This window comes from Brevibacterium sp. Lmc1, from assembly GCF_057654315.1.
This window is the reverse complement of sequence record NZ_CM172803.1, coordinates 2,102,078-2,124,680: the sequence shown is the minus strand read 5'-3', so window position 1 is coordinate 2,124,680 and position 22,603 is coordinate 2,102,078. Positions and strand designations below refer to the sequence as shown.

Annotated in this window: 21 protein-coding genes; 13 read left to right on the top strand and 8 right to left on the bottom strand. The window is 64.2% G+C overall.

Going from position 1 to position 22,603, the window contains the following annotated elements; translation table 11 throughout:
- The 4 genes from AC239G_RS09525 (at position 1) to AC239G_RS09510 (ending at position 4,358) form a co-directional block, all read left to right on the top strand.
- Positions 1 to 2,373: an ATP-binding cassette domain-containing protein gene (locus tag AC239G_RS09525; RefSeq protein ID WP_487488749.1), complete on the top strand. Its 2,373-nt coding sequence runs from the start codon at positions 1 to 3 to the stop codon at positions 2,371 to 2,373.
- A gap of 143 nt (positions 2,374 to 2,516) precedes the next feature.
- On the top strand, positions 2,517 to 3,014 hold the full coding sequence (locus AC239G_RS09520) for a transglycosylase family protein (protein ID WP_487488748.1): 498 nt from the start codon (positions 2,517 to 2,519) through the stop codon (positions 3,012 to 3,014).
- Positions 3,015 to 3,365: 351 nt separating this feature from the next.
- Positions 3,366 to 3,791, top strand: a complete 426-nt coding sequence (locus tag AC239G_RS09515; protein WP_139467212.1) for a DUF1801 domain-containing protein — start codon at positions 3,366 to 3,368, stop codon at positions 3,789 to 3,791.
- A gap of 48 nt (positions 3,792 to 3,839) precedes the next feature.
- Positions 3,840 to 4,358: a hotdog fold domain-containing protein gene (locus AC239G_RS09510; RefSeq protein ID WP_487488747.1), complete on the top strand. Its 519-nt coding sequence runs from the start codon at positions 3,840 to 3,842 to the stop codon at positions 4,356 to 4,358.
- A gap of 37 nt (positions 4,359 to 4,395) precedes the next feature.
- Here AC239G_RS09510 and AC239G_RS09505 read toward each other — a convergent pair whose 3' ends face one another.
- Positions 4,396 to 4,956 (bottom strand): maleylpyruvate isomerase N-terminal domain-containing protein, encoded by a 561-nt coding sequence (locus AC239G_RS09505; protein ID WP_139908024.1) that lies wholly within the window; start codon positions 4,954 to 4,956, stop codon positions 4,396 to 4,398.
- A gap of 241 nt (positions 4,957 to 5,197) precedes the next feature.
- Between AC239G_RS09505 and AC239G_RS09500 the strand changes: the two genes are divergently transcribed.
- The 5 genes from AC239G_RS09500 (at position 5,198) to AC239G_RS09480 (ending at position 10,132) form a co-directional block, all read left to right on the top strand.
- A complete protein-coding gene (locus tag AC239G_RS09500) occupies positions 5,198 to 5,944 on the top strand; it encodes a DUF5058 family protein (protein ID WP_487488746.1) in 747 nt (248 codons plus the stop codon).
- Between the two features lie 9 nt (positions 5,945 to 5,953).
- Positions 5,954 to 6,691 carry a hypothetical protein gene (locus AC239G_RS09495; protein ID WP_139467209.1) on the top strand — a complete coding sequence of 246 codons (738 nt, stop codon included), beginning with the start codon at positions 5,954 to 5,956 and terminating at the stop codon, positions 6,689 to 6,691.
- A gap of 94 nt (positions 6,692 to 6,785) precedes the next feature.
- On the top strand, positions 6,786 to 8,027 hold the full coding sequence (locus tag AC239G_RS09490; RefSeq protein WP_139467208.1) for an amidohydrolase: 1,242 nt from the start codon (positions 6,786 to 6,788) through the stop codon (positions 8,025 to 8,027).
- Positions 8,024 to 9,457 (top strand): amidase, encoded by a 1,434-nt coding sequence (locus tag AC239G_RS09485; RefSeq protein WP_139467207.1) that lies wholly within the window; start codon positions 8,024 to 8,026, stop codon positions 9,455 to 9,457. The genes AC239G_RS09490 and AC239G_RS09485 overlap by 4 nt, the downstream gene beginning before the upstream one ends.
- 159 nt (positions 9,458 to 9,616) lie before the next feature.
- Entirely contained in the window at positions 9,617 to 10,132 is a 516-nt protein-coding gene (locus AC239G_RS09480; protein WP_139467206.1) for a ferritin, read from the top strand.
- A 147-nt stretch (positions 10,133 to 10,279) separates the two neighbouring features.
- Here AC239G_RS09480 and AC239G_RS09475 read toward each other — a convergent pair whose 3' ends face one another.
- On the bottom strand, positions 10,280 to 11,212 hold the full coding sequence (locus AC239G_RS09475) for an AEC family transporter (protein ID WP_139467205.1): 933 nt from the start codon (positions 11,210 to 11,212) through the stop codon (positions 10,280 to 10,282).
- Positions 11,213 to 11,294: 82 nt separating this feature from the next.
- Between AC239G_RS09475 and AC239G_RS09470 the strand changes: the two genes are divergently transcribed.
- Complete coding sequence (locus AC239G_RS09470) at positions 11,295 to 11,765, top strand: Hsp20/alpha crystallin family protein (RefSeq protein ID WP_139467204.1); 471 nt, start codon at positions 11,295 to 11,297, stop codon at positions 11,763 to 11,765.
- Positions 11,766 to 11,878: 113 nt separating this feature from the next.
- On the opposite strand, the gene AC239G_RS09465 is transcribed toward AC239G_RS09470, so the two are convergent.
- Complete coding sequence (locus tag AC239G_RS09465) at positions 11,879 to 12,613, bottom strand: class I SAM-dependent methyltransferase (RefSeq protein WP_172169460.1); 735 nt, start codon at positions 12,611 to 12,613, stop codon at positions 11,879 to 11,881.
- A 129-nt stretch (positions 12,614 to 12,742) separates the two neighbouring features.
- On the opposite strand from AC239G_RS09465, the gene AC239G_RS09460 reads away from it, so the two are divergent.
- On the top strand, positions 12,743 to 14,002 hold the full coding sequence (locus AC239G_RS09460) for an aspartate aminotransferase type Ic (protein ID WP_139467202.1): 1,260 nt from the start codon (positions 12,743 to 12,745) through the stop codon (positions 14,000 to 14,002).
- A gap of 84 nt (positions 14,003 to 14,086) precedes the next feature.
- Here the strand turns inward: AC239G_RS09460 and AC239G_RS09455 are convergent, their stop codons facing one another.
- The 3 genes from AC239G_RS09455 to AC239G_RS09445 are packed head-to-tail and all read right to left on the bottom strand — an operon-like array spanning position 14,087 to position 18,892.
- Entirely contained in the window at positions 14,087 to 14,941 is an 855-nt protein-coding gene (locus tag AC239G_RS09455) for a 3-hydroxybutyryl-CoA dehydrogenase (RefSeq protein WP_139467201.1), read from the bottom strand.
- 50 nt (positions 14,942 to 14,991) lie between these two features.
- Positions 14,992 to 15,498, bottom strand: a complete 507-nt coding sequence (locus AC239G_RS09450; protein WP_139467200.1) for a peptide deformylase — start codon at positions 15,496 to 15,498, stop codon at positions 14,992 to 14,994.
- Entirely contained in the window at positions 15,491 to 18,892 is a 3,402-nt protein-coding gene (locus tag AC239G_RS09445; RefSeq protein ID WP_139467199.1) for a pyruvate carboxylase, read from the bottom strand. The genes AC239G_RS09450 and AC239G_RS09445 overlap by 8 nt, the downstream gene beginning before the upstream one ends.
- A 175-nt stretch (positions 18,893 to 19,067) precedes the next feature.
- Here AC239G_RS09445 and AC239G_RS09440 point away from each other — a divergent pair, with 175 nt between their 5' ends.
- Complete coding sequence (locus AC239G_RS09440; RefSeq protein WP_139908018.1) at positions 19,068 to 19,913, top strand: ParA family protein; 846 nt, start codon at positions 19,068 to 19,070, stop codon at positions 19,911 to 19,913.
- A gap of 202 nt (positions 19,914 to 20,115) precedes the next feature.
- On the opposite strand, the gene AC239G_RS09435 is transcribed toward AC239G_RS09440, so the two are convergent.
- On the bottom strand, positions 20,116 to 20,697 hold the full coding sequence (locus AC239G_RS09435; RefSeq protein WP_101544153.1) for a MerR family transcriptional regulator: 582 nt from the start codon (positions 20,695 to 20,697) through the stop codon (positions 20,116 to 20,118).
- 248 nt (positions 20,698 to 20,945) lie between these two features.
- Positions 20,946 to 21,698, bottom strand: a complete 753-nt coding sequence (locus AC239G_RS09430) for a lysophospholipid acyltransferase family protein (RefSeq protein ID WP_139467197.1) — start codon at positions 21,696 to 21,698, stop codon at positions 20,946 to 20,948.
- 106 nt (positions 21,699 to 21,804) lie between these two features.
- On the opposite strand from AC239G_RS09430, the gene AC239G_RS09425 reads away from it, so the two are divergent.
- On the top strand, positions 21,805 to 22,593 hold the full coding sequence (locus AC239G_RS09425; protein ID WP_172169445.1) for an alpha/beta hydrolase: 789 nt from the start codon (positions 21,805 to 21,807) through the stop codon (positions 22,591 to 22,593).
- Positions 22,594 to 22,603 lie beyond the last annotated feature (10 nt).

Below are 22,603 nucleotides of genomic sequence, written 5' to 3'. Positions count from 1 at the left end.
GTGCACAGTGCAGACAGCCACGACCTCATCCGAGTCAGCGGAGCCAGGGAGAACAACCTCAAGAACGTCAGCGTCGAGATCCCCAAGCGCCGTCTCACGGTCTTCACCGGCGTGTCCGGCTCCGGAAAGAGCTCACTCGTCTTCCACACCATCGCCGCCGAGTCCCAGCGGATGATCAACGAGACCTACTCCGCCTTCGTCCAAGGCTTCATGCCGGCGATGGCCCGACCCGAGGTCGACGTCCTCGAGGGACTGACGACGGCCATCATCGTCGACCAGGAGCGGATCGGGGCGAACCCGCGCTCCACGGTGGGCACGGTCTCTGACATCAATGCGAAGCTGCGCACCCTCTTCGCGCGTCTGGCAGAACCGAACCTCGGATCGACGAACGCGTATTCCTTCAACGTCGCCACCCTGAGCGGCAAGGGCGCGGTGACCATCGACAAGGGCGAGGGCAAACAGGTCGAACGGAAGGCATTCTCCGTCAACGGCGGCATGTGCCCGCGCTGCGAGGGCATGGGCACAGCTACGGACATCTCCATCGCCGAGGTGGTCGATGAGTCGAAATCCCTCAATGACGGGGCCATCACCGTTCCCGGGTACAAACCCGGCGGCTGGTCGGTGCGCATGTTCTCCGAATCCGGGTACTTCGATCCGGACAAACCGGTCGCCGATTTCGATGAGAAGGAGCGGCACTATCTGCTCTATGCCGAAGGCGAGAAGGTCAGGATCAATGGCACCAACATCACCTTCGACGGGCTGATCCCGCGGATCCAACGGTCGTTCCTGTCCAAGGACCGGGACTCGATGCAGAAGCACATCCGCGAATTCGTCGACCGTGCCGTCGTCTTCACCACCTGCCCCGAATGCGCAGGGACACGGCTCAACGGAGCCGCCCGGTCCTCGCTGGTCGCCGGCAAATCGATCGCCGATGTCTGCGCTCTGCAGATCTCGGACATCACGGGTTGGTTGGACCAGATCAAGCCGGGAGCCGCCTCGGCGCTGCTCGATTCCCTGCGTGCGGATGTGCGCGCCTTCAACGACATCGGCCTCGGTTATCTGTCCTTGGACAGATCAGCCGGATCGCTGTCCGGGGGAGAGGCGCAGCGGATCAAACTGGTCCGCCACCTCGGGTCCTCGCTCACGGACGTCACCTACGTCTTCGACGAACCGACGATCGGCCTGCACCCACACGACATCCGATCGATGAACGAACTCCTGCTGGCGCTGCGGGACAAAGGCAACACGGTGCTCGTCGTCGAACACAAACCCGAGACGATCCTCATCGCCGATCACATCGTCGATCTCGGTCCCGGAGCCGGCAGCAACGGGGGAGAGGTCACCTTCACCGGCACCGTCGACGGTCTCCGGGCATCCGATACGCTCACCGGTCGCCACCTCGGATACACGGCGTCGCTCAAGGAAAAGGTGCGGGAGCCGGCGGGAGCTCTCGAGATCCGCGACGCCGGGTCGCACAATCTGCGAGATGTCGATGTCGACGTGCCCCTCGGCGTGCTCACCGTCGTCACCGGCGTCGCAGGGTCAGGTAAGAGCAGCCTCATCGAGGGATCCCTGCGTGGACGTGATGGGGTCGTGATGATCGATCAGGCGCCGATCAAGGGATCCCGGCGCAGCAACCCAGCCACGTATACAGGGATGCTCGAGCCCATTCGGAAGGCATTCGCGAAGGCCAATGGGGTCAAGCCCGCTCTCTTCAGCGCGAACTCCGAAGGTGCCTGTCCCGTCTGCAACGGGGCCGGAATCATCTATTCGGATATGGCGCTCATGGGCGGCGTGTCCGCACCCTGTGACGAGTGCGAGGGCAAGGGTTTCCAAGCCGAGGTGCTCGAGTTCGCCTTGGGCGGACTGAATATCCGTGAGGTCCTCGACCTGCCCGTTGACGCGGCGATCGAGCATTTCGGTGCGGGGGAGTCGCGTATCCCTGTGGTCGTGAAGATTCTGAAGATCCTCGCCGAGGTGGGACTCGGCTATGTCAGCCTCGGTCAGCCGCTGACGACTCTGTCCGGGGGAGAGCGGCAGAGATTGAAGTTGGCGGTCCATCTGTCGGCGAAGGCCGCTGATGCCGCGCAGGTGATCATCCTCGACGAACCGACGACCGGTCTGCACTTGGCCGATGTCGAGAATCTGCTCCAGCTCCTCGACGGGCTCGTCGATTCGGGGCGGACCGTCATCGTCATCGAACACCATCAGGCCTTGATGGCTCACGCCGATCACATCATCGACCTGGGGCCCGGCGCCGGACATGACGGAGGGTCGATCGTCTTCGAAGGCAGCCCGACTGAGCTGGTCGCAGGGGCGAAGGCGAACGGATCGCTGACCGCGGAGCATCTGGCACAGTACGTGAATTCCTGACCGGGGGAGCCGCTGCTCTTCAGGCCTCACTCAGGTTCCGCGGAGGCGATTCGGATGCTGAATTCACGGTCTCGGGTTCAAATGCGGCAGTTGATTCGTTACGGTGTATAACGGCTCGGTAACGACCGGGTTACAGAACCGAAATGCAGTCGTACTTTGGAGAAGACACAGTGAACCTCTACAGCACAAGCCTCCGCAAGGTCGCCCTGCTCGTCGGCGCCGGCGCTGTCGCAGCCGCCGGGCTGACCGGAATGAGCGCAGGGCAGCCGGCCCAGGCATCTGAGAAGGGCGTCTGGGACAAGGTCGCCGAATGCGAATCCGGCGGAGACTGGCACATCAACACCGGCAACGGATACTACGGCGGACTGCAGTTCTCCAAGCAGACCTGGAACGGCTTCGGCGGTTCGGGCACTGCGGATGAGCACAGCAAGAAGGAACAGATCCGGATTGCTCAGAAGGTCCTCAAGGAGCAGGGGCCGGGCGCATGGCCGACCTGCGGTGAGAAAGCCGGACTGACGAAGTCCAATGGCGCTGCCGACGACGGAGGCGGCAAGAAGGACGATGGCGGCAAGAAGGACGACGGTGGCTCTGACGACAGCGGCAAGGTCGGCCTCGGCGGCAACGTCACCGTCAGCAGCTGAGACCACACGATGATCTGACGATCAACGATCTCCAGGCATGAACTCGTACGCAGCGATCGTGATCATGGAATGGCCGTGAGTGACCCATGCGTCGCTCACGGCCATTTCTGTCGGTGAGGGTCGTCGCTGCGCATTGTGCTTTCGTGTCGGGAGCGTCATTCGTGAGTTTCGAAGCTCCTCTCCGTCTTCGGATAGAACGCCGATAATATACATTATGTTAAGTAAAGATTGAGAGCCGAGCCGCTGCCCCGTGGTTTCGCCTATAGAGTTGATGCTGACGATCGATGGCCGCAGATGTGTTCTGCGATCTGATGGTCCAGGTCTTCTGCTGAGTTCTGACTGGGAGGCGAAATGGCGACGAAGCAACCAGCAATGCGACCGACAGGCGAACCCGTCGATGACGTGCTCGACCGTGCAGGCGGTCCCAGGCGCGCCGAGGCTGATCGCCTGCGCGAGATCCTCACAGAGATCTCCGGCGAAGAGCCCGTTGTCTGGGCCTCACGCATCATCGGATTCGGCGAGGTCGAGTATCGCTACGAATCAGGACATGGCGGCACGATGCCGGTTCTCGCGTACTCCCCTGCCTCGCGTCAGCATACGATCTATCTCACGAGCGACTATGAGGACCGTTGGCCCGACCTTGCCTCCAGGCTCGGCAAGTACCGCAGCGGCACGTCGTGCCTGTATCTCACGCGCTTGAATGATGCCGACGAATCGGTGCTGCGTGAACTCCTCAAGCGCACTCGTGACCACACGCTCGCCGAATGGTCCGACTGATAGCATGTGTACTGAACAGTAACTCAGATCACAGTGAAGGGCGCCTCCATGACCGCAGACACCACAGCCGTGCAGACCGCCGAATCTGCACCCACCTTCAAGCTCTGGAAGAAGATGCAGGAGATGCCTCTGGGCGGCCTCGTCGGTTCATGGCTGTTCTCTCAGGGCATCTGCTTCAAGGCACCCTATTTCCGTACTGTGCGCCCGCAGATCAAAGAGCTGCGACCCGGGCTGTGCCGCGTCACTGCGCCCAACCGCCGTGGAATGCACAACCATATCGGCACCTATCACGCAATCGCGTCGTGCAATATGGCCGAAGTCGCCGCCGGTGTCATGACGGAAGCGACCGTGCCGCCCACTCACCGCTGGATCCCAGCGGGAATGACCGTGGAATACAACGCCAAGGCCGGCAAAGGGGCGGTCATGGCAGTCACCCGGCTTGAAGAGATCCCCGAATTCGGCGACGAGAAGTTCGACCTGATCGTCCCTGTGGATGTCCTCGACGCGAATGGCATCGCCTTCGTCACCGCACGCATCACCATGTACATCTCACCGAAGAAGCGCTGAAGCACCGCGGATCCACCAGGTCACCGCCTGGAACCCTTTACCGGCCCGACAGCAGCAACACGCGCTGAGCGTGCGTGACTCCCCCGCCGATCGGGCGTGGCGGCCTGTACCCGCCCTCAGGCCCTAAGTCGATGATGAGATCGCCGAGCTCGGTTGAGATGAACTCGGCAAGGCTCTCATCGATCGGCCAGTCATGTCCGGTGCCGCGTGAGAGATCAGCGGCATGGAGTGCGAGCTCGAGAATGCGCATCTGCACCAGCTGCGCTCCCGGGATGCTGCCGATCCGGTGAGCGACGGGCGCGTGGAGGTCGCATTCGTACACCAGCGCCCTGAACGACCTCTCGTGAGTCCAGAAGGAATCGAGCATGTCCTCTCCGAGGTGATCGGCTCCCCTGGTGGCTTCGACTTCCTCCGTGCTCGCCTGCTGCAGCAGCTTCGTGTAGCGGACTCCCCCGCCGATCAGGTGATTGATGAGCTCCGCATTCGACCATTCCGCCGCCCCGCTCGTCCGGTTCAGATCGGAGGTGCGGACTCGACGGAGGGCTGTGACCCAACATGCTTCTGCCTGATCGAGCTGAGTGGTCGTGACTTCATCCATGCCCTCAGCCTAAGTCCGGATGCCTGGGACCGTACCGACGATCTCGGGTGGTGTCGTTCCGCAAGGCGGGAAGGGCATCAGAAATCGCTCCGCTGAATCTCGAGTGTTGAGAACTTCTGGTCAAACCATGGTCCTGACCGTTCGGTCAGTATAAGTTGTTCCTGCGCGCTGCGTGATGGTATACCAATGTGGATCGCCGTCCTGCGCCCCTGCAACTCGACAATGAAGTGAGGAGCTGACCATGACCGTGGCCAGCGGTTCGGCCGACTACATCGGCCTCGCAAACGCACCGATTCTCTGGATACTCGCGATGGCGGTGATGGGTGTCGTCGTCGTTCAATCGCTCATCTACATGACCGCGGTGAAGAAGAACGCCGAGTCCGCGGGTATGAGCCAACAGGAAGTCCGTTCGGCCTTCCGCGCCGGCGGTGTCGCCGCCATCGGGCCATCGCTGTCGGTGGTCCTCGTCGCCATCGCTCTGCTGCCTCTGTTCGGCACTCCCTCGGTCATCGTCCGCGTCGGACTCATCGGGTCCGCCGCCACCGAGGTCGCATCTGCGTCCCTGGCGGCAGGCACCATGGGTGCCAACCTCGGTGATGAGACCTTCACTCGCGGCGTGTTCATCGTCGCCCTCATGGCGATGAGCCTCTCGGGCGCCGGCTGGATGATCTCCACCCTCATCCTCACCCCGATCTTCAAACGCAGCTCTCACAAGCTCGAGAAGGTCAATCCCGCACTCATGTCGATCATCCCGGGTGCGGCACTGCTCGCGGCCTTCGCGGCGCTGACCTTCCGTGAGCTGCCGAAGTCACCGACCCATGTCATCGCCGTCATCGTCTCGGCAGTGGTGATGAGCATCTGCCTGCTGCTCGCCAAGACGCTCAAACAGAACTGGCTGAAGGAATGGGGATTGGGAATCTCCCTGCTCATCGGCCTCGTCGCCGCCTACTTCGCCCACTATGCCGGTCTCGGCATGCCCGAAGCCTGAGGAGAGACCATGTCATCGATCATCACATCACCCTCGCACGCGGCATTCGAGCGCACCACCAGCCGGTGGGGCTCGATCACGCTGTTCATCGGATTCCTCATCGCCACCTCGGTGCCGTTCTATCTTCTGTTCGTCGCCGACGCGAACATCGATCTCGGAGAGATCCTCAAGGGATTCCTCGCCGTGTTCGCCGTCTACGGAGTCTTCTACATCGTCGAACCTCTCACCTATTTCCCGATCCTCGGACCCGCCGGGATGTACCAGGCCTTCATGATCGGCAACGTCGCGAACAAGCTGCTGCCCTCGGCGATCGTCGCCCAGGACACGATCGGGGCGAAGCCCGGCACCCGCAAGGGAGAATACGCGGCGACGATGGCCATCTGCGGAGCCGCGATCATCCACGTCGCCTCGATGGTCATCTTCGTCGGCATCCTCGGCACCTGGCTCGTCTCCCTCATTCCCGAGCCGGTGACCCTCGTCGCGAAGCTCTACATCCTCCCGGCGATCCTCGGCGGTGTCACCGTCCAGCTCATCGCTTCTCTCAAGCAGCTGAAATCGACGCTCATCGCCCTCGGCATGGCGGCGCTGGTCATCCTCGTCCTCGTCAGACTGGTTCCCGTGCTCGCGCCCGGCGACGTCGCCATCGTCGTGTTCCTGACCATCCTCATCACATGGTTCACCCGCAACAAGGCGGTCACGGACAAAAGACCCGACAGCGACGGCACCGACACCGTCGGCATCAACTGAGGGCTGACAACGTTCGGTGCTCGTCTGCCGAGACCGACCCCCGCATCCGACAATTCCTGCCAAGATGGCACCAGACCTCTGCTGAAAGGACATCATGTCACTCAACTCCGCCCTCCGCGCGTCGATCAGTGCCGATCTTGACCAGACGATCGCCGACTACAAGCACTTCCACCGCACTCCCGAGCTGTCCATGCAGGAGACGAACACCGCCGCGGAGATCGCCTCCCGGCTCCAGGCCCTCGGACTGAAGACACACACCTTCGGCGGAACCGGAGTCGTCGCCGTGATCGAGAACGGCGACGGCCCGGTCATCGGCTACCGTGCCGACATCGACGGACTGCCGATCAGCGAGGACACCGGACTCGACTATGCCTCCACGGCGGACGGCACTCTTCCCGACGGCGAGACGACGAAGGTCATGCACGGCTGCGGCCACGACACTCACATCACAGTCGGCCTCTACCTCGCCAAGCACCTCGTCGCACACAGGGACCTGTGGTCGGGAACAGTCGTCATGCTCTTCCAGCCCGGTGAGGAAACCGGCCAAGGTGCGCGCGCCATGCTCGATGACGGGCTCTGGGATGAGATCGTGCGCCCCGAGGTCATCTTCGGTCAGCACGTGTGGCCCGGTGCCGCCGGTCACCTCTACGTCAGCAGCGGCACCGCCATGGCGATGTCCGACTGCCTGCGCGTGACCGTCAAGGGCAAGCAGGCACACGGATCCCAGCCGGAGAACGCGATCGACCCGATCGTCCTCGGCGCCTATATGATCACCCGCCTTCAGTCGGTCGTGTCACGCGAGATCTCCGGCCGCGACATGTCGGTCGTCACCGTCGGCACCTTCCACGGCGGACTCAAAGAGAACATCATCCCCGACTCCGCCGAATTCAAACTCAATATCCGCACCTTCACCGAGGAGGTCCGCGCGGTCGTCCTCGACCGGGTCCGCCGCATCATCGAAGCCGAGGCTCTTGCCTCCGGAGCTCCGGAACCCGAGATCGAAGAGATGTATCGGTTCCCGCGGTGCTACAACGACCCCGAGGAGACCGAGTCGTTCCTCACCCATGTCGGAGCCGAACTCGGCACCGAACAGGTCCACCTGTCCGAGCCCGCCACCGGCAGCGAGGATGTCGGAGCGTTCGGCGATGACATCGGCGTCCCATACGTGTACTGGTTCTTCGGCGGCTACTCCCCCGAGAAGTTCGCCGATGGTCAGACCCCGCCCGGGAATCACTCCCCGTTCTTCGCTCCCGACGATGTCGAGACCACTCTCGAGACGGGCATCAGAGCCGCGTTGTCCGCGGTGCTGAGCAAGGTCGGAAAGGACCGCGCATGAGCGAGGAGGTGCTGTGGTGGTCGACCCGTGAGCTGGCCGGCCGAATCGCCGCCAAAGAAGTCTCTGCTCGGGAGGCTCTGCAGGCCCATCTCGACCGCATCGATGAGGTCAACCCTGCTCTCAACGCCGTCGTCACACGAGACGACGAAGCTGCCTTCGCTCAAGCTGATGCCGCAGACGCAGCAACCGCCCGCGGTGAGAGCTTCGGTGCCCTGCACGGAGTGCCGATGACGCATAAGGACACCCACGACACGGCAGGTATGCGCACGACCTGGGGTTCACCGCTCATGGCCGATCGCGTGCCCGAAGCGGATGCGCTCATCATCGCCCGGCTCAAAGCCGCCGGCGTCACGACGACAGGCAAGACGAACGTGCCCGAGTTCGCCGCCGGCTCCCACACCTACAATGAGGTGTTCGGCACAACCGTGAACCCCTACGACCGGACGAAATCGGCATCGGGATCCTCCGGCGGTGTGGGGGCGGTGCTCGCGGCCGGGATCCAGGCGTCAGGCGACGGATCAGATATGGGCGGATCACTGCGGTCGCCCGCATCGTTCAACAACGTCGTCGGTCTGCGACCGAGCAACGGCCGTATCCCCCACGTTCGACCGGGCAACCCCTTCGCGTGGCTGTCCCAGAGCGGATTCATGGCACGCACGGTCTCCGACGTGGCGCTGCTCATGTCGGTGGCTTCGGGGCCACATCCTTCGGCGCCGGAATCGATCCTGGAATCGGGCAGTGTCTTCGACCTCCCGGAGTTCGCACTCGACGCCGACCGCTCCCCCGACCTCGCCGGACTGCGGGTCGGCTTCAACCCCGACCTGGACGGACTGCTTCCGGTCGAATCCGAGGTGCAGGAGATCGTCGCTTCCGCCGCGCCGGTGTTCGGCAGCCTCGGCGCGCATGTGGACGAAGAGATCCCGGATCTCACGGACGCCGACGAGGTATTCAACGTCCGCCGCGCCCTCGACTTCGTGGGCTCCTGGGGCGGTCTGTATGAGGCGCACCCGGACAGAATCAAGGAATCGGTCCGGTGGAACATCCGCATGGGCCTCGACCTCACCGGTGCCGAGGTGGCTTCGGCCGAATCAGCACGCACCCGCCTGCACGCGGAAGTCGACAGCTATTTCGCCGGCCATGACGTCCTCGTGCTCACCACGTGCCAGGTCCTGCCGTTCGATGCGGACATCGAGTATCCCAGGCAGATCAACGGGGTACAGCTGGAGAACTATCTCGATTGGATGCGGGCACTGTGCCTCATCTCGGCGACGGGCTGCCCAGCCATCTCGGTACCCGCCGGCTTCTCGGCTTCCGGCCTGCCGGTGGGTGTCCAGATCGTGGCGAAGCCGGGGGCGGACGTCGAGCTGCTGCGAGTCGCTCATGCCTTCGAATCCGCCACTGGACATCACCTCAGACGGCCGGACCTCTGATCGGCATTCTGCGCAGGACGCGGCGTCGGTCGAGGCAGGTATGGCATACCTGGGCAGAGTTTGCCGAGCCTTTCCACACTGGAACGGTTCTAGAAAAGGTGTCAGGATATTCTCTAAGCAGGCGGAACGGATCCGCCTCGAACCGCAAAGGAGTAAAAGATGCACCTGAGCCCCGCTATGCAGAAGGTCCTCAACGAGCAGGTCACCCTCGAACTCGAAGCCTCGTTGGTCTACCTCCAGCTCTCCATCCAGCTCGATGATCTCGATCTTCCCGGAATGACGCGCTGGATGCGCGCCCAGTCCGAAGAAGAGCAGGTTCACGCCGCCAAGTTCACCCAGCACTGCCTCGACCGCGGATTCGCCCCTCAGATCGGCGACATCGCCGCTCCGAAGGTCTCCGGTTCGCAGCCGATCGACTTCTTCAAGGCTGCACTGGCCCATGAGGAGAAGGTCTCGGAGTCCATCCGCAACATCTACCGCACCGCTCAGGACGAGGCCGACCTCGACGTCCTGCCGCTGCTCCACTGGTTCATCGACGAGCAGGTCGAGGAGGAGTCGAGCATCTCCGAGATCATCGGTCGCCTTGAGCGCGTCGGCAACGACGGTGCCGGCGTCCTGCGCATCGATTCCGAACTCGGCTCACGCCACCCTGATATCACCGCCGACAGCGAGTGAGAACTGCATGACCGCTCCGGCTCAGCGCTCCGAGCGAGCTCTATGAGTCGAGTGTGAACTCGAATCGAGTACTCAAGCGGCCGATCCCAGCACGGGATCGGCCGCTGACGTATGCAGGACCGAGGTTGCGGGGAGACCGGTCCGTCCTCAGCCGAGGACCGACTTGCCGATGAGCAGCACGACCGGCAGGGACACGAGCATGACGACGGTCTGACCGGCGATGAGTGCAGCCATGAGCTTCGCATCTCCCCCGAGCTGCCGGGCCATGACATAGCCCGAACTCGCCGTGGCGATCGACTGGAAGAGCAGCCCGACCAGCGCCGACACCGTCGGGACTGCCAAGAGAGACAGTGCGACGAGGGACAGCCCCGGCAGCACGATCAGCTTGACGATCGTTGAGACGATGATCGCCCGGGCATGGGCACGCATCGAGAACACCTGCAGACCGGCACCGACGCAGAGGAGCCCGATGGGCAGCGAGGCAGCCGCCAAGGGTTCGAGGACCGTGGCCGCCACGTCCGGCAGACCCAGACCGCTGACATTGGCCGCGGCTCCCGCGACGCAGCCGAGCACGAGAGGATTCGTCACGATCGCCTTGAACAGCGCGAGAAGCGAGCTCGGTCCGGTGCGCAGGAACTCGAAGCCGAGGCTCGAGATGACATTCACCGTGGGGACGAGGATCGCCGCGATGATCGCGGCCACGGCGCTGCCTTCGGAACCGAACAGGCTGCCCGCCAACGACAGGCCGATATAAGTGTTGAAGCGGATCCCGCCTTGGAGCACGGAGGTGAAGGCCGGAAGATCGCGGGCGATGACCCGGCGGGCGAGGACGATGCCCAGGGACACGATCACGGTGGGGATGACGAGAGCCGCTGCCAAGCGCGCGAGCGGGACATGGGCCACATCTACCTCGGCGACGGAGGTGAAGAGGAGCACCGGAAGGAGACAGTAGTACGCGAGCTTCTCCGCGCCCGACCAGAATTCCGGACTCCGAAATCCCGGCAGTCTCTTCAGCACGAGACCGAACGCGATGAGCGCCGTGACGGGAAGAAGGGCGAGGAGTATGGGAACCAGGCTCACAGACTGAGAATTTCATGAGTTTGGAATCATTTCAAAGTTGAGTGTGTTTGACTCAATGTAGGACCCGAACGAAAGGAAGCACATGGCTACACGTTTCGACCCCATCCGTGACCTCGACCGATTCTTCTCCGAGGTGACCCGCACTCCGAACGCCACCACCTTGCCGATGGACCTCTACCGCGACGGCGAAGTCTTCATCGCGCGCATCGATATGCCCGGAGTCGATCCGAGCAGCATCGATGTCGACGTCGAAGACCGCACGCTCACGGTTCGCGCTCGCCGCGAGTCCGAGGTCGCCGACAAGGACGTGAAGTGGCTGACCCGAGAACGCACCAACGGCACCTATGCCCGCCAGCTCACGCTCGGCAACCGGGTGGCGCTGGATCGTATCCGCGCCGACTACAGCGACGGTGTCCTCACGCTGACGATCCCCGTCGCCGAGGAGGCCCGCCCCCGGAAGATCTCCGTCTCCCATGCAGCCGGACAGACCTCCCCCGAGGTGGTTGAATCGTCTTCGTCCGACGAGCCCCGCTCCCCCGGCCTCGACAGCTGACACCGGCGCCGGATTCCGACGGAATCACGGTGGCCGAGGTTCGGACGCCGAGGCGTTCCCCGGTTGCCAACAGCGGGCCGCACCCTCATCGGGTGCGGCCCGCTTCGTGCGTTTCAGGCCCGTTCGAGGAGATACGCCAGGCACATATACGGCAGATCCACTGTGCCGGACACAGGATGCTCGACACTGAAGTACTCGCGCAGGTTCGCTTCGACTCGGGCTCGTGTCCTCTCGTTCGAGCGCAGCCAATACGACCGTGTGCGAGCGAGGTCGACGATTCCGTCGACGGCGAGCTCCGTGGTGAATTCGACGAGCCTGTGGTCGGTGAGAGCCAGACCGTTGCCGGGCTGAGGTCGGTACTGCGGTCGATAGACGTCGCCCGCGTGCATGATCCGGCTCAGGCGCAGCACCCAGTCGACGCGGACATCGAGTTGGTTGATGAGGATGAGCAGCCGGCCTCCCGGGCGAAGGATGCGCGCCACTTCGGCGGCTGCTTGCGCTTCGTCGAACCAATGCCAGGCCTGCGCGACAGTGACGAGGTCGAGGCTCTCTGCTTTCAGGCCGGTGTCCTCAGCGGTGCCGATCTTCGTGGGGGCAGGATTGCGTTCGAGTGCGGCTGTGTCGGGATCGACGGCGATGAGATCAGCACCGTGTGCGAGCAGCCGGCGGCTGAGGATTCCTGTTCCCGCACCGAGGTCGCATACGCGCAGACCGGACCATTGCGGCTCCCAACCGGTCAGCGCGAGGTCGAGGGCGGAGTCGGGATATCCGGGCCGCACCTCGTCATAGACTCCGGCCTGGGTGCCGAAACTGCGTCCGTGGGCGGCCTGCGCACGTGGTCGCACCATCTGAGTCTGCCTTTCATCGAATTGCCTGCGGTCGTCCGGGTCACCGCTGCAGACCACTCTAGCGCCGTCGACATTCGCCGAGTCGATAGGATGGAGTCAACGGCCCGTTCCCAGCCCTAAGGAGCCAGCATGTCCGCACCGTCCGACCTCTCGTCCAAACTGGACGAAGCCTCCGCCGCATACGAGGAATTCGCCTCGCGCGGTCTCGCGCTCGATATCACACGGGGCAAGCCGGCCCCGGAGCAGCTCGACCTCGCTGCCGATCTGCTCACTGCGGTCAGCGGCGACGACTTCCGCACTCCCGGTGGTGTCGATACCCGCAACTACGGCGGACTCGACGGACTCATCGAACTGCGGGAGATCTTCGCTCCGCTGCTCAAGGTTCCGGCCGATCAGCTGCTGGCCGGCGGCAATGCCTCGCTGACTTTCATGACCCAGGCGCTGACCTTCGCCCTCATGCACGGCACGGTCGTCGATGATCGCCCGTGGGGGCAGGGTCCGCATAAGCTGCTGTGTCCCGTGCCCGGTTACGACCGCCATTTCACCCTGGCCGAATCCCTCGGGTTCGAGCTGTTGACCATCCCGATGGATGACGAGGGCCCGATCATCTCCGAGGCGCAGCGTCTGGCCGAAGATCCGGCGGTCAAGGGCATGTGGCTGGTGCCGATGTATTCCAACCCGACCGGAATCACGGTCACCGAAGCGCGGGCACGGGAGCTGGCTGCCATGCCGACGGCGGCGCCCGACTTCACTCTGCTGTGGGACAACGCCTACGGGGTGCACCATCTGCGAGAGGACCATCCGGACAATCTCGACATCCTCTCCCTCTGCGCAGAGGCGGGTCATCCCGAACGCGCATGGGTCTTCGCCTCGACGTCGAAGATCACTCATGCCGGGGCCGGTGTGTCGTTCTTCGCCGGAGGCCCGGCCACGGTCGATTGGATGCGAGCGAACCTCGGGAAGGTCGCGATCGGCCCTGACAAGATCAACCAGCTGCGCCATGTCCGGTTCTTCTCCGACCCGGCCGGGGTCGAAGCACATATGCGCAAGCATGCCGAGATCGTCGCACCGAAGTTCGACGCGGTGCTCAAGGCGCTCGAGGACGGACTCGGAGCGGAAGAGCTGGCGCAGTGGACCTCCCCGGACGGCGGGTACTTCATCACTCTGACGACGATGGAGGGCATCGCCGATCGCGTCGTCAAACTCGCAGGGGAAGCCGGAGTGAAGCTGACTCCTGCCGGTGCCACACACCCGTACGGTCTCGACCCTGACAACAACATCATCCGCATCGCGCCGACGATGCCGACCCTCGATGAGGTCGAACTCGCCGCTCAGGGTCTCGTGGCGTGTGTGCGCCTGGCCAGCTATGAGAAGCTGCTCGCCGGCTGACACCCGAACGCTGCCTGCAGACAAAGACAGGTCCGCCCCGAACCGAAGGGTTCGGGGCGGACCTGTCTGTACCGGAGCGTCGGATCAGTATTCGTAGAATCCGCGTCCGGACTTCACACCGAGCAGGCCGGCATCGACCATGCGCGACAGCAGGATCGGAGGCTTGTTCGCCGGGTCACCGGTCTCCTCATACATGCTCTCTGCTGCATAGAGACAGGTGTCGAGACCGACGAGGTCGGCCAGCTTGATCGGTCCCATCGGATGGGCGCAGCCGCCGACCATTCCCGCGTCGATGTCCTCCTTCGTCGCGTGTCCGGCCTCGAGCATCCGGACCGCACTGAGCAGGTACGGGATGAGCAGGGCGTTGACGATGAAACCGGGGCGGTCATCGGCCTGGATCGGATTCTTCCCGAGCACATCGGCGACGAAGGACGTCACGGTGCTGCGGACATCCTCGGTGGTGAGCACCGAGGACACGATCTCGACGAGCGGCTGGACCGGTGCGGGGTTGAAGAAATGCACACCCAGCACGCGTTCGGGGCGCGAGGTCGCCTGCGCGAATCGGATGATCGGCATCGACGAGGTGTTCGAGGCCAGGATCGCTTCCGGGTCGGTGACGACCTGGTCGAGCTCGGCGAAGATCGACTTCTTGATGTCCTCGTTCTCACTGGCCGCCTCGATGACGAGCTGACGATCGGCGAGATCGCTGATATCGGTGGTGAACCGCAGTCGGCCGAGCGCCTCGTCACGGGCAGCGGCATCGAGTTTGCCCTTGTCCACTGCGCGAGCCAGGGACTTCTCGATGCGGGCACGACCGGCGGCCGAGGCCTCCTCGTTGATCTCGCGGACGATGACGTCGAGACCGGACTTTGCCAGCACCTCGGCGATTCCGGCTCCCATGAGTCCGCTGCCGATGACGGCGGTGCGCTGGATGCTCATAAACTTCTCCTTCTTGGTCTATATGGTCGGTCGGGTGCGAATGACTCGGCTCAGGGCATTCGGGCGAGGAACCAACCGGCCGAGCGGATGGCTTTCATGGCCTCCCGCCGGCGTTCCCCGGGCAGAGTCTGGATGTAGACCTGCCCGTCGAGGTGCCCCACCTCGTGTTGGAGCATCTGGGCGAAGACTTCCGTGCCTTCGATCTCGATCGGCTGATTCTTCGCATCCACCCCGCGTACCCGAGCGAATTCGTAGCGTGGGGTGGGGAAGAACAGCCCGGGAACGGAGAGGCAGCCTTCTTCGATATCTCGCAGCTGCCCGCCGAGCTCGACGATCTCCGGGTTGATGACATATCCCGTGCGACCGTCGAGGTCGTAGCCGAAGGCTCGCAGTCCGACCCCGATCTGCGGAGCGGCGACGGCCGCACGGCCCTCGGGCCGTGCGGTGTCGACGAGGTCGGCTGCCAGAGCTTCGACGTGATCATCGAAGACCATCACCGGTTCGCACTTGCTGCGGAGCACGGGGTCTCCCCACAGTCGGATCTCACGTTCAGGCATCGATCACCACGACGAGGTCTCCGCCTTCGAGCTGCTGGACATCGGCGATGGCCACACGGGAGACGGTTCCGGCCGTCTGCGTGGTGATCGTCGCTTCCATCTTCATCGCCTCGATGGTGGCCACGGTGTCGCCGACGGAGACCTTGTCGCCCTCGTGGACCTGCATGGTCACAACACCGGCGAACGGGCTGCCGACGTGTCCGCTGTTATTCGGATCGGCCTTCTCCGCAGTCTTGACTTCGCTTTCGACGGACCGGTCACGCACCTGCAGCGGACGCAGCTGCCCGTTGAGGGTGAACATGACCGAACGCATCCCGCGCTCGTCAGTGCCGCCGATGGCCTGGACGCCGATGAGCAGGTTCTTGCCCTTCGCCAGCTCGACGGCATGCTCTTCCCCACTGGTGAGGCCGTAGAGGTACTCGGAGGTCTCTACGACGGAGAGGTCGCCGTAGTTCGAGCGCATCGACTGGAATTCCTTCGTCGGCCCGGGGAACAGCAGCTCGTTGAGCTTGTCCTTCCGGTCCCGGCCCGGCGTCTGCAGTGCTTCGGCATCCGCCGGTTCGAGATGCTCGGTGAGCGGCTTGGCGGAACGGCCGGCGAGGGCCTTCGTGCGGAACGGCTCGGGCCATCCGCCCGGAGGGTCACCGAGGTCACCGTTGAGGAAGCCGATCACCGAATCGGGAATGTCGAACTTGTCGGGGTTCTCCGCGAACTCCTCCGGCGCAACTCCGGCGCCGACGAGATGGAGCGCCAGATCGCCGACGACCTTCGAGGACGGGGTGACCTTGACGAGGTGGCCGAGAATCGAATCGGCGGCCGCATACATGTGCTCGATGTCCTCGAACCGCTCCCCCAGGCCCAGTGCGACGGCCTGCTGGCGCAGGTTCGACAGCTGTCCGCCGGGGATCTCGTGACGGTAGACGCGGCCGGTCGGTCCGGCGAGCCCGGACTCGAAGGGTGCGTAGAGTTTGCGCACCGATTCCCAGTAGGGTTCGAGGTCGCTGACGGCGTCGAGGCTGATGCCGGTGTCGCGCTCGGTGTTCTCGAATGCGGCGACGAGCGCGGAGAGACTCGGCTGGCTGGTGGTTCCGGCCATGGCCGCCGAGGCGGCATCGACGGCATCGGCACCGGCGGCGGCAGCTGCATAGAGGGTGGCCAGCTGTCCGCCCGCGGTGTCGTGGGTGTGGACGTGGACGGGCAGGTCGAAGTTCTCCCGCAGAGCAGTCACGAGCTTGACCGTGGCGGCAGGGCGCAGCAGGCCGGCCATGTCCTTGATGGCGAGCACATGAGCTCCGGCGCCAACGATCTGTTCGGCCAAGCGCAGGTAGTAGTCGAGCGTGTAGAGCTCTTCCTTCGGATCGAGGATGTCCGAGGTGTAGCACAGGGCCACCTCGGCCAGTGCCGTGTTCGTTCCGCGCACGGCCTCGATCGCCGGACGCATCTGCTCGACGTCGTTGAGAGCGTCGAAGATGCGGAAGATGTCGATGCCCGTGCGGGCCGCCTCATCGACGAATGCGTCGGTAACCTCGGTCGGGTACGGGGTGTAGCCGACGGTGTTGCGTCCGCGCAGAAGCATCTGCAGGTTGATGTTGGGCACCGCGGTGCGCAGGGCTTCGAGACGTTCCCATGGATCCTCGCCGAGGAAGCGCAGCGCCACATCATAGGTCGCACCGCCCCAGGCCTCGATGCTCAGCAGCTCGGGTGTCATGCGGGAGACGTGCCCGGCCACGGCCAGCAGGTCTCGTGTGCGCACACGGGTGGCCAGCAGGGACTGGTGGGCGTCGCGGAATGTCGTATCCGTGACGGCCAGGGAGCTCTGCTCACGCAGGGCGCGGGCGAAGCCCTCCGGTCCGAGCTCGGCGAGACGGTCGCGGCTGCCCGCAGCGGGTGCTGCGGAGAGGTCGATGCTCGGGAGCTTGTCGCCCGGACGGATGCGCAGGCCCGGTTCGCCGTGGGGGCGGTTGACCGTGACATCGGCGAGGTAGTCGAGCAGCTTCGAGCCGCGGTCGGCGCTCACTCGAGCGTCGAAGAGCTGCGGGCGTTCTTCGATGAAGGACGTGGACAAGTCTCCGGCGACGAATGCGGGATCATCGAGGACGGCCTGCAGGAAGCCGATGTTCGACGATACGCCGCGGATGCGGAACTCAGCCAGGGCGCGTTTGGCACGGCCGACGGCCTGAGCGAAGTCGCGGCCGCGGCACGAGAGCTTCACGAGCATCGAGTCGAAGTGGGGGCTGACGGCAGCACCGGCGTGGACGGTTCCGCCGTCGAGGCGCACACCTGCACCACCGGCAGAGCGGTAGGCGGTGATCGTGCCGGTGTCGGGGCGGAACGAGTTCGCGGGATCCTCGGTGGTGATGCGGCACTGGAGTGCGGCGCCCTTGATCCGCATCTCGTCCTGGCGCAGGCCGATCTCTTCGAGGGTGGCCCCGGCGGCGATGCGCATCTGCGAGGCCACGATGTCGACGTCGGTGATCTCTTCAGTCACTGTGTGTTCGACCTGGACACGCGGGTTCATTTCGATGAACACGTGCTTGCCGGCGCGCGGCCCGTCGGTTTCGAGGAGGAATTCCACGGTGCCGGCGTTCTGGTAGCCCAGCGCCTTTGCGAACTTCAGGGCATCTGCGTGCAGGGCGGCCGCGATCTCGGGATCGAGGTTCGGGGCCGGAGCGATCTCCACGACCTTCTGGTGGCGGCGCTGCACGGAGCAGTCGCGTTCGAAGAGGTGGATGGCGTTCGAGTCGTTGTCGGCCAGCACCTGGACTTCGATGTGACGGGGGCGCTGCACCGCCTGCTCGATGAAGACCGTGGGATCGCCGAAGGCGCCTTCGGCTTCGCGCATCGCGGCCTTGAGAGCGTCTTCGAGGTCGGAGGCCTGAGCCACGCGACGCATTCCGCGACCACCGCCGCCGGCGACGGCCTTGACGAAGAGGGGGTATTCCATCGATTCGGCATCGGCGAGCAGCTGCGCGATATCGGCCGACGGACGTGTCGAGTCGAGGACGGGGATGCCCGCATTGCGTGCTGCCGCCAGCGCCTGGACCTTGTTTCCTGCCAGTTCGAGCACATCGGCCTTGGGGCCGATGAAAGTGATGCCCGCTTCGGCACAGGCTCGTGCCAGATCGGGGTTCTCAGAGAGGAAGCCGTATCCGGGGTAGATGGCGTCGGCGCCGCTCTCCTTCGCCACCCGCAGCATCTCTTCGACGCTGAGGTAGGCGCGGACGGGATGACCCTCCTCACCGATCATGTAGGCTTCGTCGGCCTTCATGCGATGTTCGGAGTTGCGGTCCTCATACGGGAAGACTGCGACGGTGGAGGCTCCGAGCTCATAGGCGGCACGGAACGCACGAACGGCGATCTCTCCGCGGTTGGCCACGAGGACTTTAGAGAACATAGGTGTCTCTCACTTCTGTATCGGCCGCACTGGGCGACTGGTCGACAAGCTGTCGGGAACATACTCTACAAGTGACCTGGAACACCTCTGCGCCCGGGGGTCGACTTTGGACTGAGACGTGAGTCTCGGCGTGGTCGGCACGGCTCGGCAGCCGCCGATACGTTAACGTAGGAGGGTGCTTGTCCTAAGTATCAGCAGCCTCAAAGGCGGAGTCGGTAAGACATCCGTGACGCTCGGTCTGGCCTCGGCGGCCTACAACAGGGGGATTCCCACCCTGGTCGTCGACATGGACCCGCAGGCGGACTCGTCGACCGGCCTCGATGTGCCGACCTCGACGCGTGTCGACATCGCCGATGTGCTCGCTGCTCCGAAGTCCCAGAAGATCCTGTCCGAGGCGATCATCCCCTCCGGGTGGGTCGGTGACAGGCTCGGCCACCTCGATGTGATCTCAGGATCTCCGCGTGCCGCGGAATTCGATCGGCCTTCGCTGTCCGAGCGCTATCTGCGCCGGCTGGAAGATGCCCTGACTCGCATCGCGAAAGGCTACCGACTCGTCCTCATCGACTGTCCGCCCAGCCTCAACGGTCTCACCCGTACGGCGTGGACAGCGAGCAACCGAGTCGCGGTCGTCACCGAGCCCAGCCTGTTCTCTGTTGCGGCTGCCGACCGTGCCCTGCGGGCGACGGACGAGCTGCGGCAGCGTGGTGCCTCCGATCTGCAGCCACTCGGCCTGGTCGTCAATCGGGTACGTGCCGGTTCGACCGAACATGACTATCGCATCCAGGAGATGCGTGAGATGTTCGGTCCTCTCGTCCTCAATCCGCCCTTGGCCGAACGGGCCGTCATGCAGCAGGCTCAGGGATCGGCGCGTCCGATCCACTCCTGGCCGGGCAAACCCGCCGAAGAAGTCGCCGGCTCGTTCGACGCTCTTCTCGAACGAGCACTGCGCTCGGAGAACATCCGCGGACGACGCGGTGCCGCCCCGGCGAAGAACGGCGCTCAGCAGCCCGAGCAGAAGTGAACGACTAGCTGCCCCCGCTCCCCCACCAACACGTCGACTGCCGTCGCGAACTCAGGTTCGCGACGGCAGTTCTCTGTTCCCGGGCGCCTCGGACACATTCGAGGCGCCCGGCGCCTCACCTTTCCGTTCCATACGACGACCGAGGCGGTCCGCTCGAACTGAGCGGACCGCCTCGGTGGTGGTGTGAGTACTCTGTCGGCTGTCAGCCGGACTTGCGTGCGCGACGGGCGGCGAGCTCATCCATGGCTTCGAGGGCCGCGTCGTCTTCTGGGACTCGTTCGCTCGGGAACTCGGACAGCGAACCTTCGACTTCGTTCCAGACGCGGCCGACGGCGATGCCGAAGACGCCCTGCCCTCCCTGGAGGAGGTCGACGACCTCATCAGGTGAGGTGCATTCGAAGACGCTGGCGCCATCGGACATGAGGGTGATCTGTGAGAGATCGTCGACGCCGCGGGAACGCAGGTGCTCAACCGCGGTGCGGATCGACTGCAGTCCGACGCCGGTGTCGAGAAGTCGCTTGACGATCTTGAGGACGAGGATGTCACGGAAGCTGTAGAGCCGCTGGCTGCCGGATCCGGTCGCATTGCGGATCGACGGGGTCACCAGATCGGTGCGCGCCCAGTAATCGAGGCGACGGTAGCTGATGCCGACGACCTTGCAGACGGTGGGACCGCGGTAGCCGGCCTCTTCATCGAGTACGGGCAGATCATCATCGAACAGCAGCCCTTGGGCTGCTGACGGCATCGGCGTCATGTCGACGCTTTCATGACTTGAGCGGTTCACACCGACTCCTCCTTAAAGTCCCTGGGGGAAGCGAAGGTCGCTTGGAAGGACCGAGAACATAGTCATTCTAGCTCTCTTCCCAGCGAACCTACAGTGGGATTCAACAACTCCAAGTTATTCTGCCGTCCCCGCCAGGACAAACATCTCGAGGTAACAATTTCCGCGTGTCGCCGTTACCGCAGTATTCGAACATGTCACATGGATGTCATTCAGGCGACCCGGAGCGGAAGGAGCCGGGGCCGAAGGGCCTAGTTCGACGGGCTTTCGCCGTCTGATTTCGATTCATCCCGGTTCGGAGGATCCGTCTTCTTCGGCTTGGCGCTCGTCAGCAGCTTGGTTTTGACCGTCGACGCATAGCTGTCAACGTATTCCTGTCCGGACAGGCGCATGATCTCGTACATGATCTCGTCGGTGACCGACCGCAGCATGAAACGGTCGACAGGAAGACCCGAATACTTCGAGAAGTCCATCGGTGCGCCGAAGACGACTCCGACACGCCGGAGCTTGGGAACGAGGCGACCGGCAGGCTGCAGCTTGTCCGTGCCGATGATCGCCACTGGAACCACAGGCGCGCCGGACTCGAGGACGAGACGCGCAATGCCAGTGCGTCCGCGATAGAGCTTCCCGTCGGGCGAGCGAGTGCCTTCGGGATAGATGCCCAGCGAGTTTCCCTCACGGAGAACCTTCAGACCCGATTCGAGCGACGCCTGAGATCCCGATCCGCCGCCGCGGTCCATGGGCAGCTGATTGTTGAGCTTGAAGAACCACCGTGTCACCGCACCCTTGATTCCGCGACCGGTGAAGTAGTCCTTCTTCGCCAGATAGACGACGGGACGCGGAGCGAGCAGCGGAACGAAGATCGAGTCCATGAAGTGGTTGTGATTTCCTGCGATGATCGCCGGGCCCTCGGACGGCAGATTGTCCAGGCCCCGCACCCACGGACGGAAGAGGATCCGCAGGATGGGTCCGGCGAGGACTCGCTTGAGAAACCAGTAGAACACGCGCACCCTTCCGACTACGACTCTTTGTCGTCCTCGGCAATCATATATCGACACGAACGGTGAACAGCGAAGTCCGTCTCGGACTCATCCGTGCCATGCTGGGAGCATGGAGATCGATTTCACACTCGGAGCGGACCCGACGGCCGCCTATCGCAGCCTCGACAACGGTTCAGCCTCCGCGGTTCTCTTCCTGCACGGACTCACCGGTTCGCCCGTCTCCTGGGTCCCGATCGCCCGCGCGATCGCAGCGGAGGGCGTCGACGTCAGCGTCCCCCAGCTGCCCGGACACGGCACCTCATGGCAGGACATGGACTCCACTGGATGGTCCGACTGGCTCGGCGAGGCGCGCACCGAGCTGGGTCGGCTGCAGGCCGACCACGAGCGTGTCGTCGTCGCCGGCCTGTCGATGGGTGGAGCCCTTGCACTCGCCCTGGCGGCGGCAGAGGGTGCGCCCGACGAGATCGTCGTGGTCAATCCTGCCCTCTACATCGACTCTCCCTTCGCTCCCCTGCTGCCAGTGCTCAGGCACGTCGTGCGCACGATTCCGTCGATCGGCGGCGACATCGCCCACCCGGACCGCGACGAGTACGCCTACGAACGGACGCCGGTGGCTCCCCTGGCCACGTTCCATCGTGCGCTGCGAACCCTGCGCGACGATCTGTGGAAAGTCACCCGCCCCGTCACTGCCATGGTCTCCGGTGAGGACAACGTCGTGAGTCCGCGGACGCTGCGTGCGCTGCGATCGAACCTTCCGCACCCGCCGAGGATCGTCGCCCTGCGCCGATCTCGCCATGTGGCGACCCTCGACTTCGACGCGAACACCATCGCAGAGGCGGTCCTGCAGGCGGTCTCCACCGAAACGACCGTGCCACGGCAGTCCGAGACCGGGGAATAGCTGGGGCCAC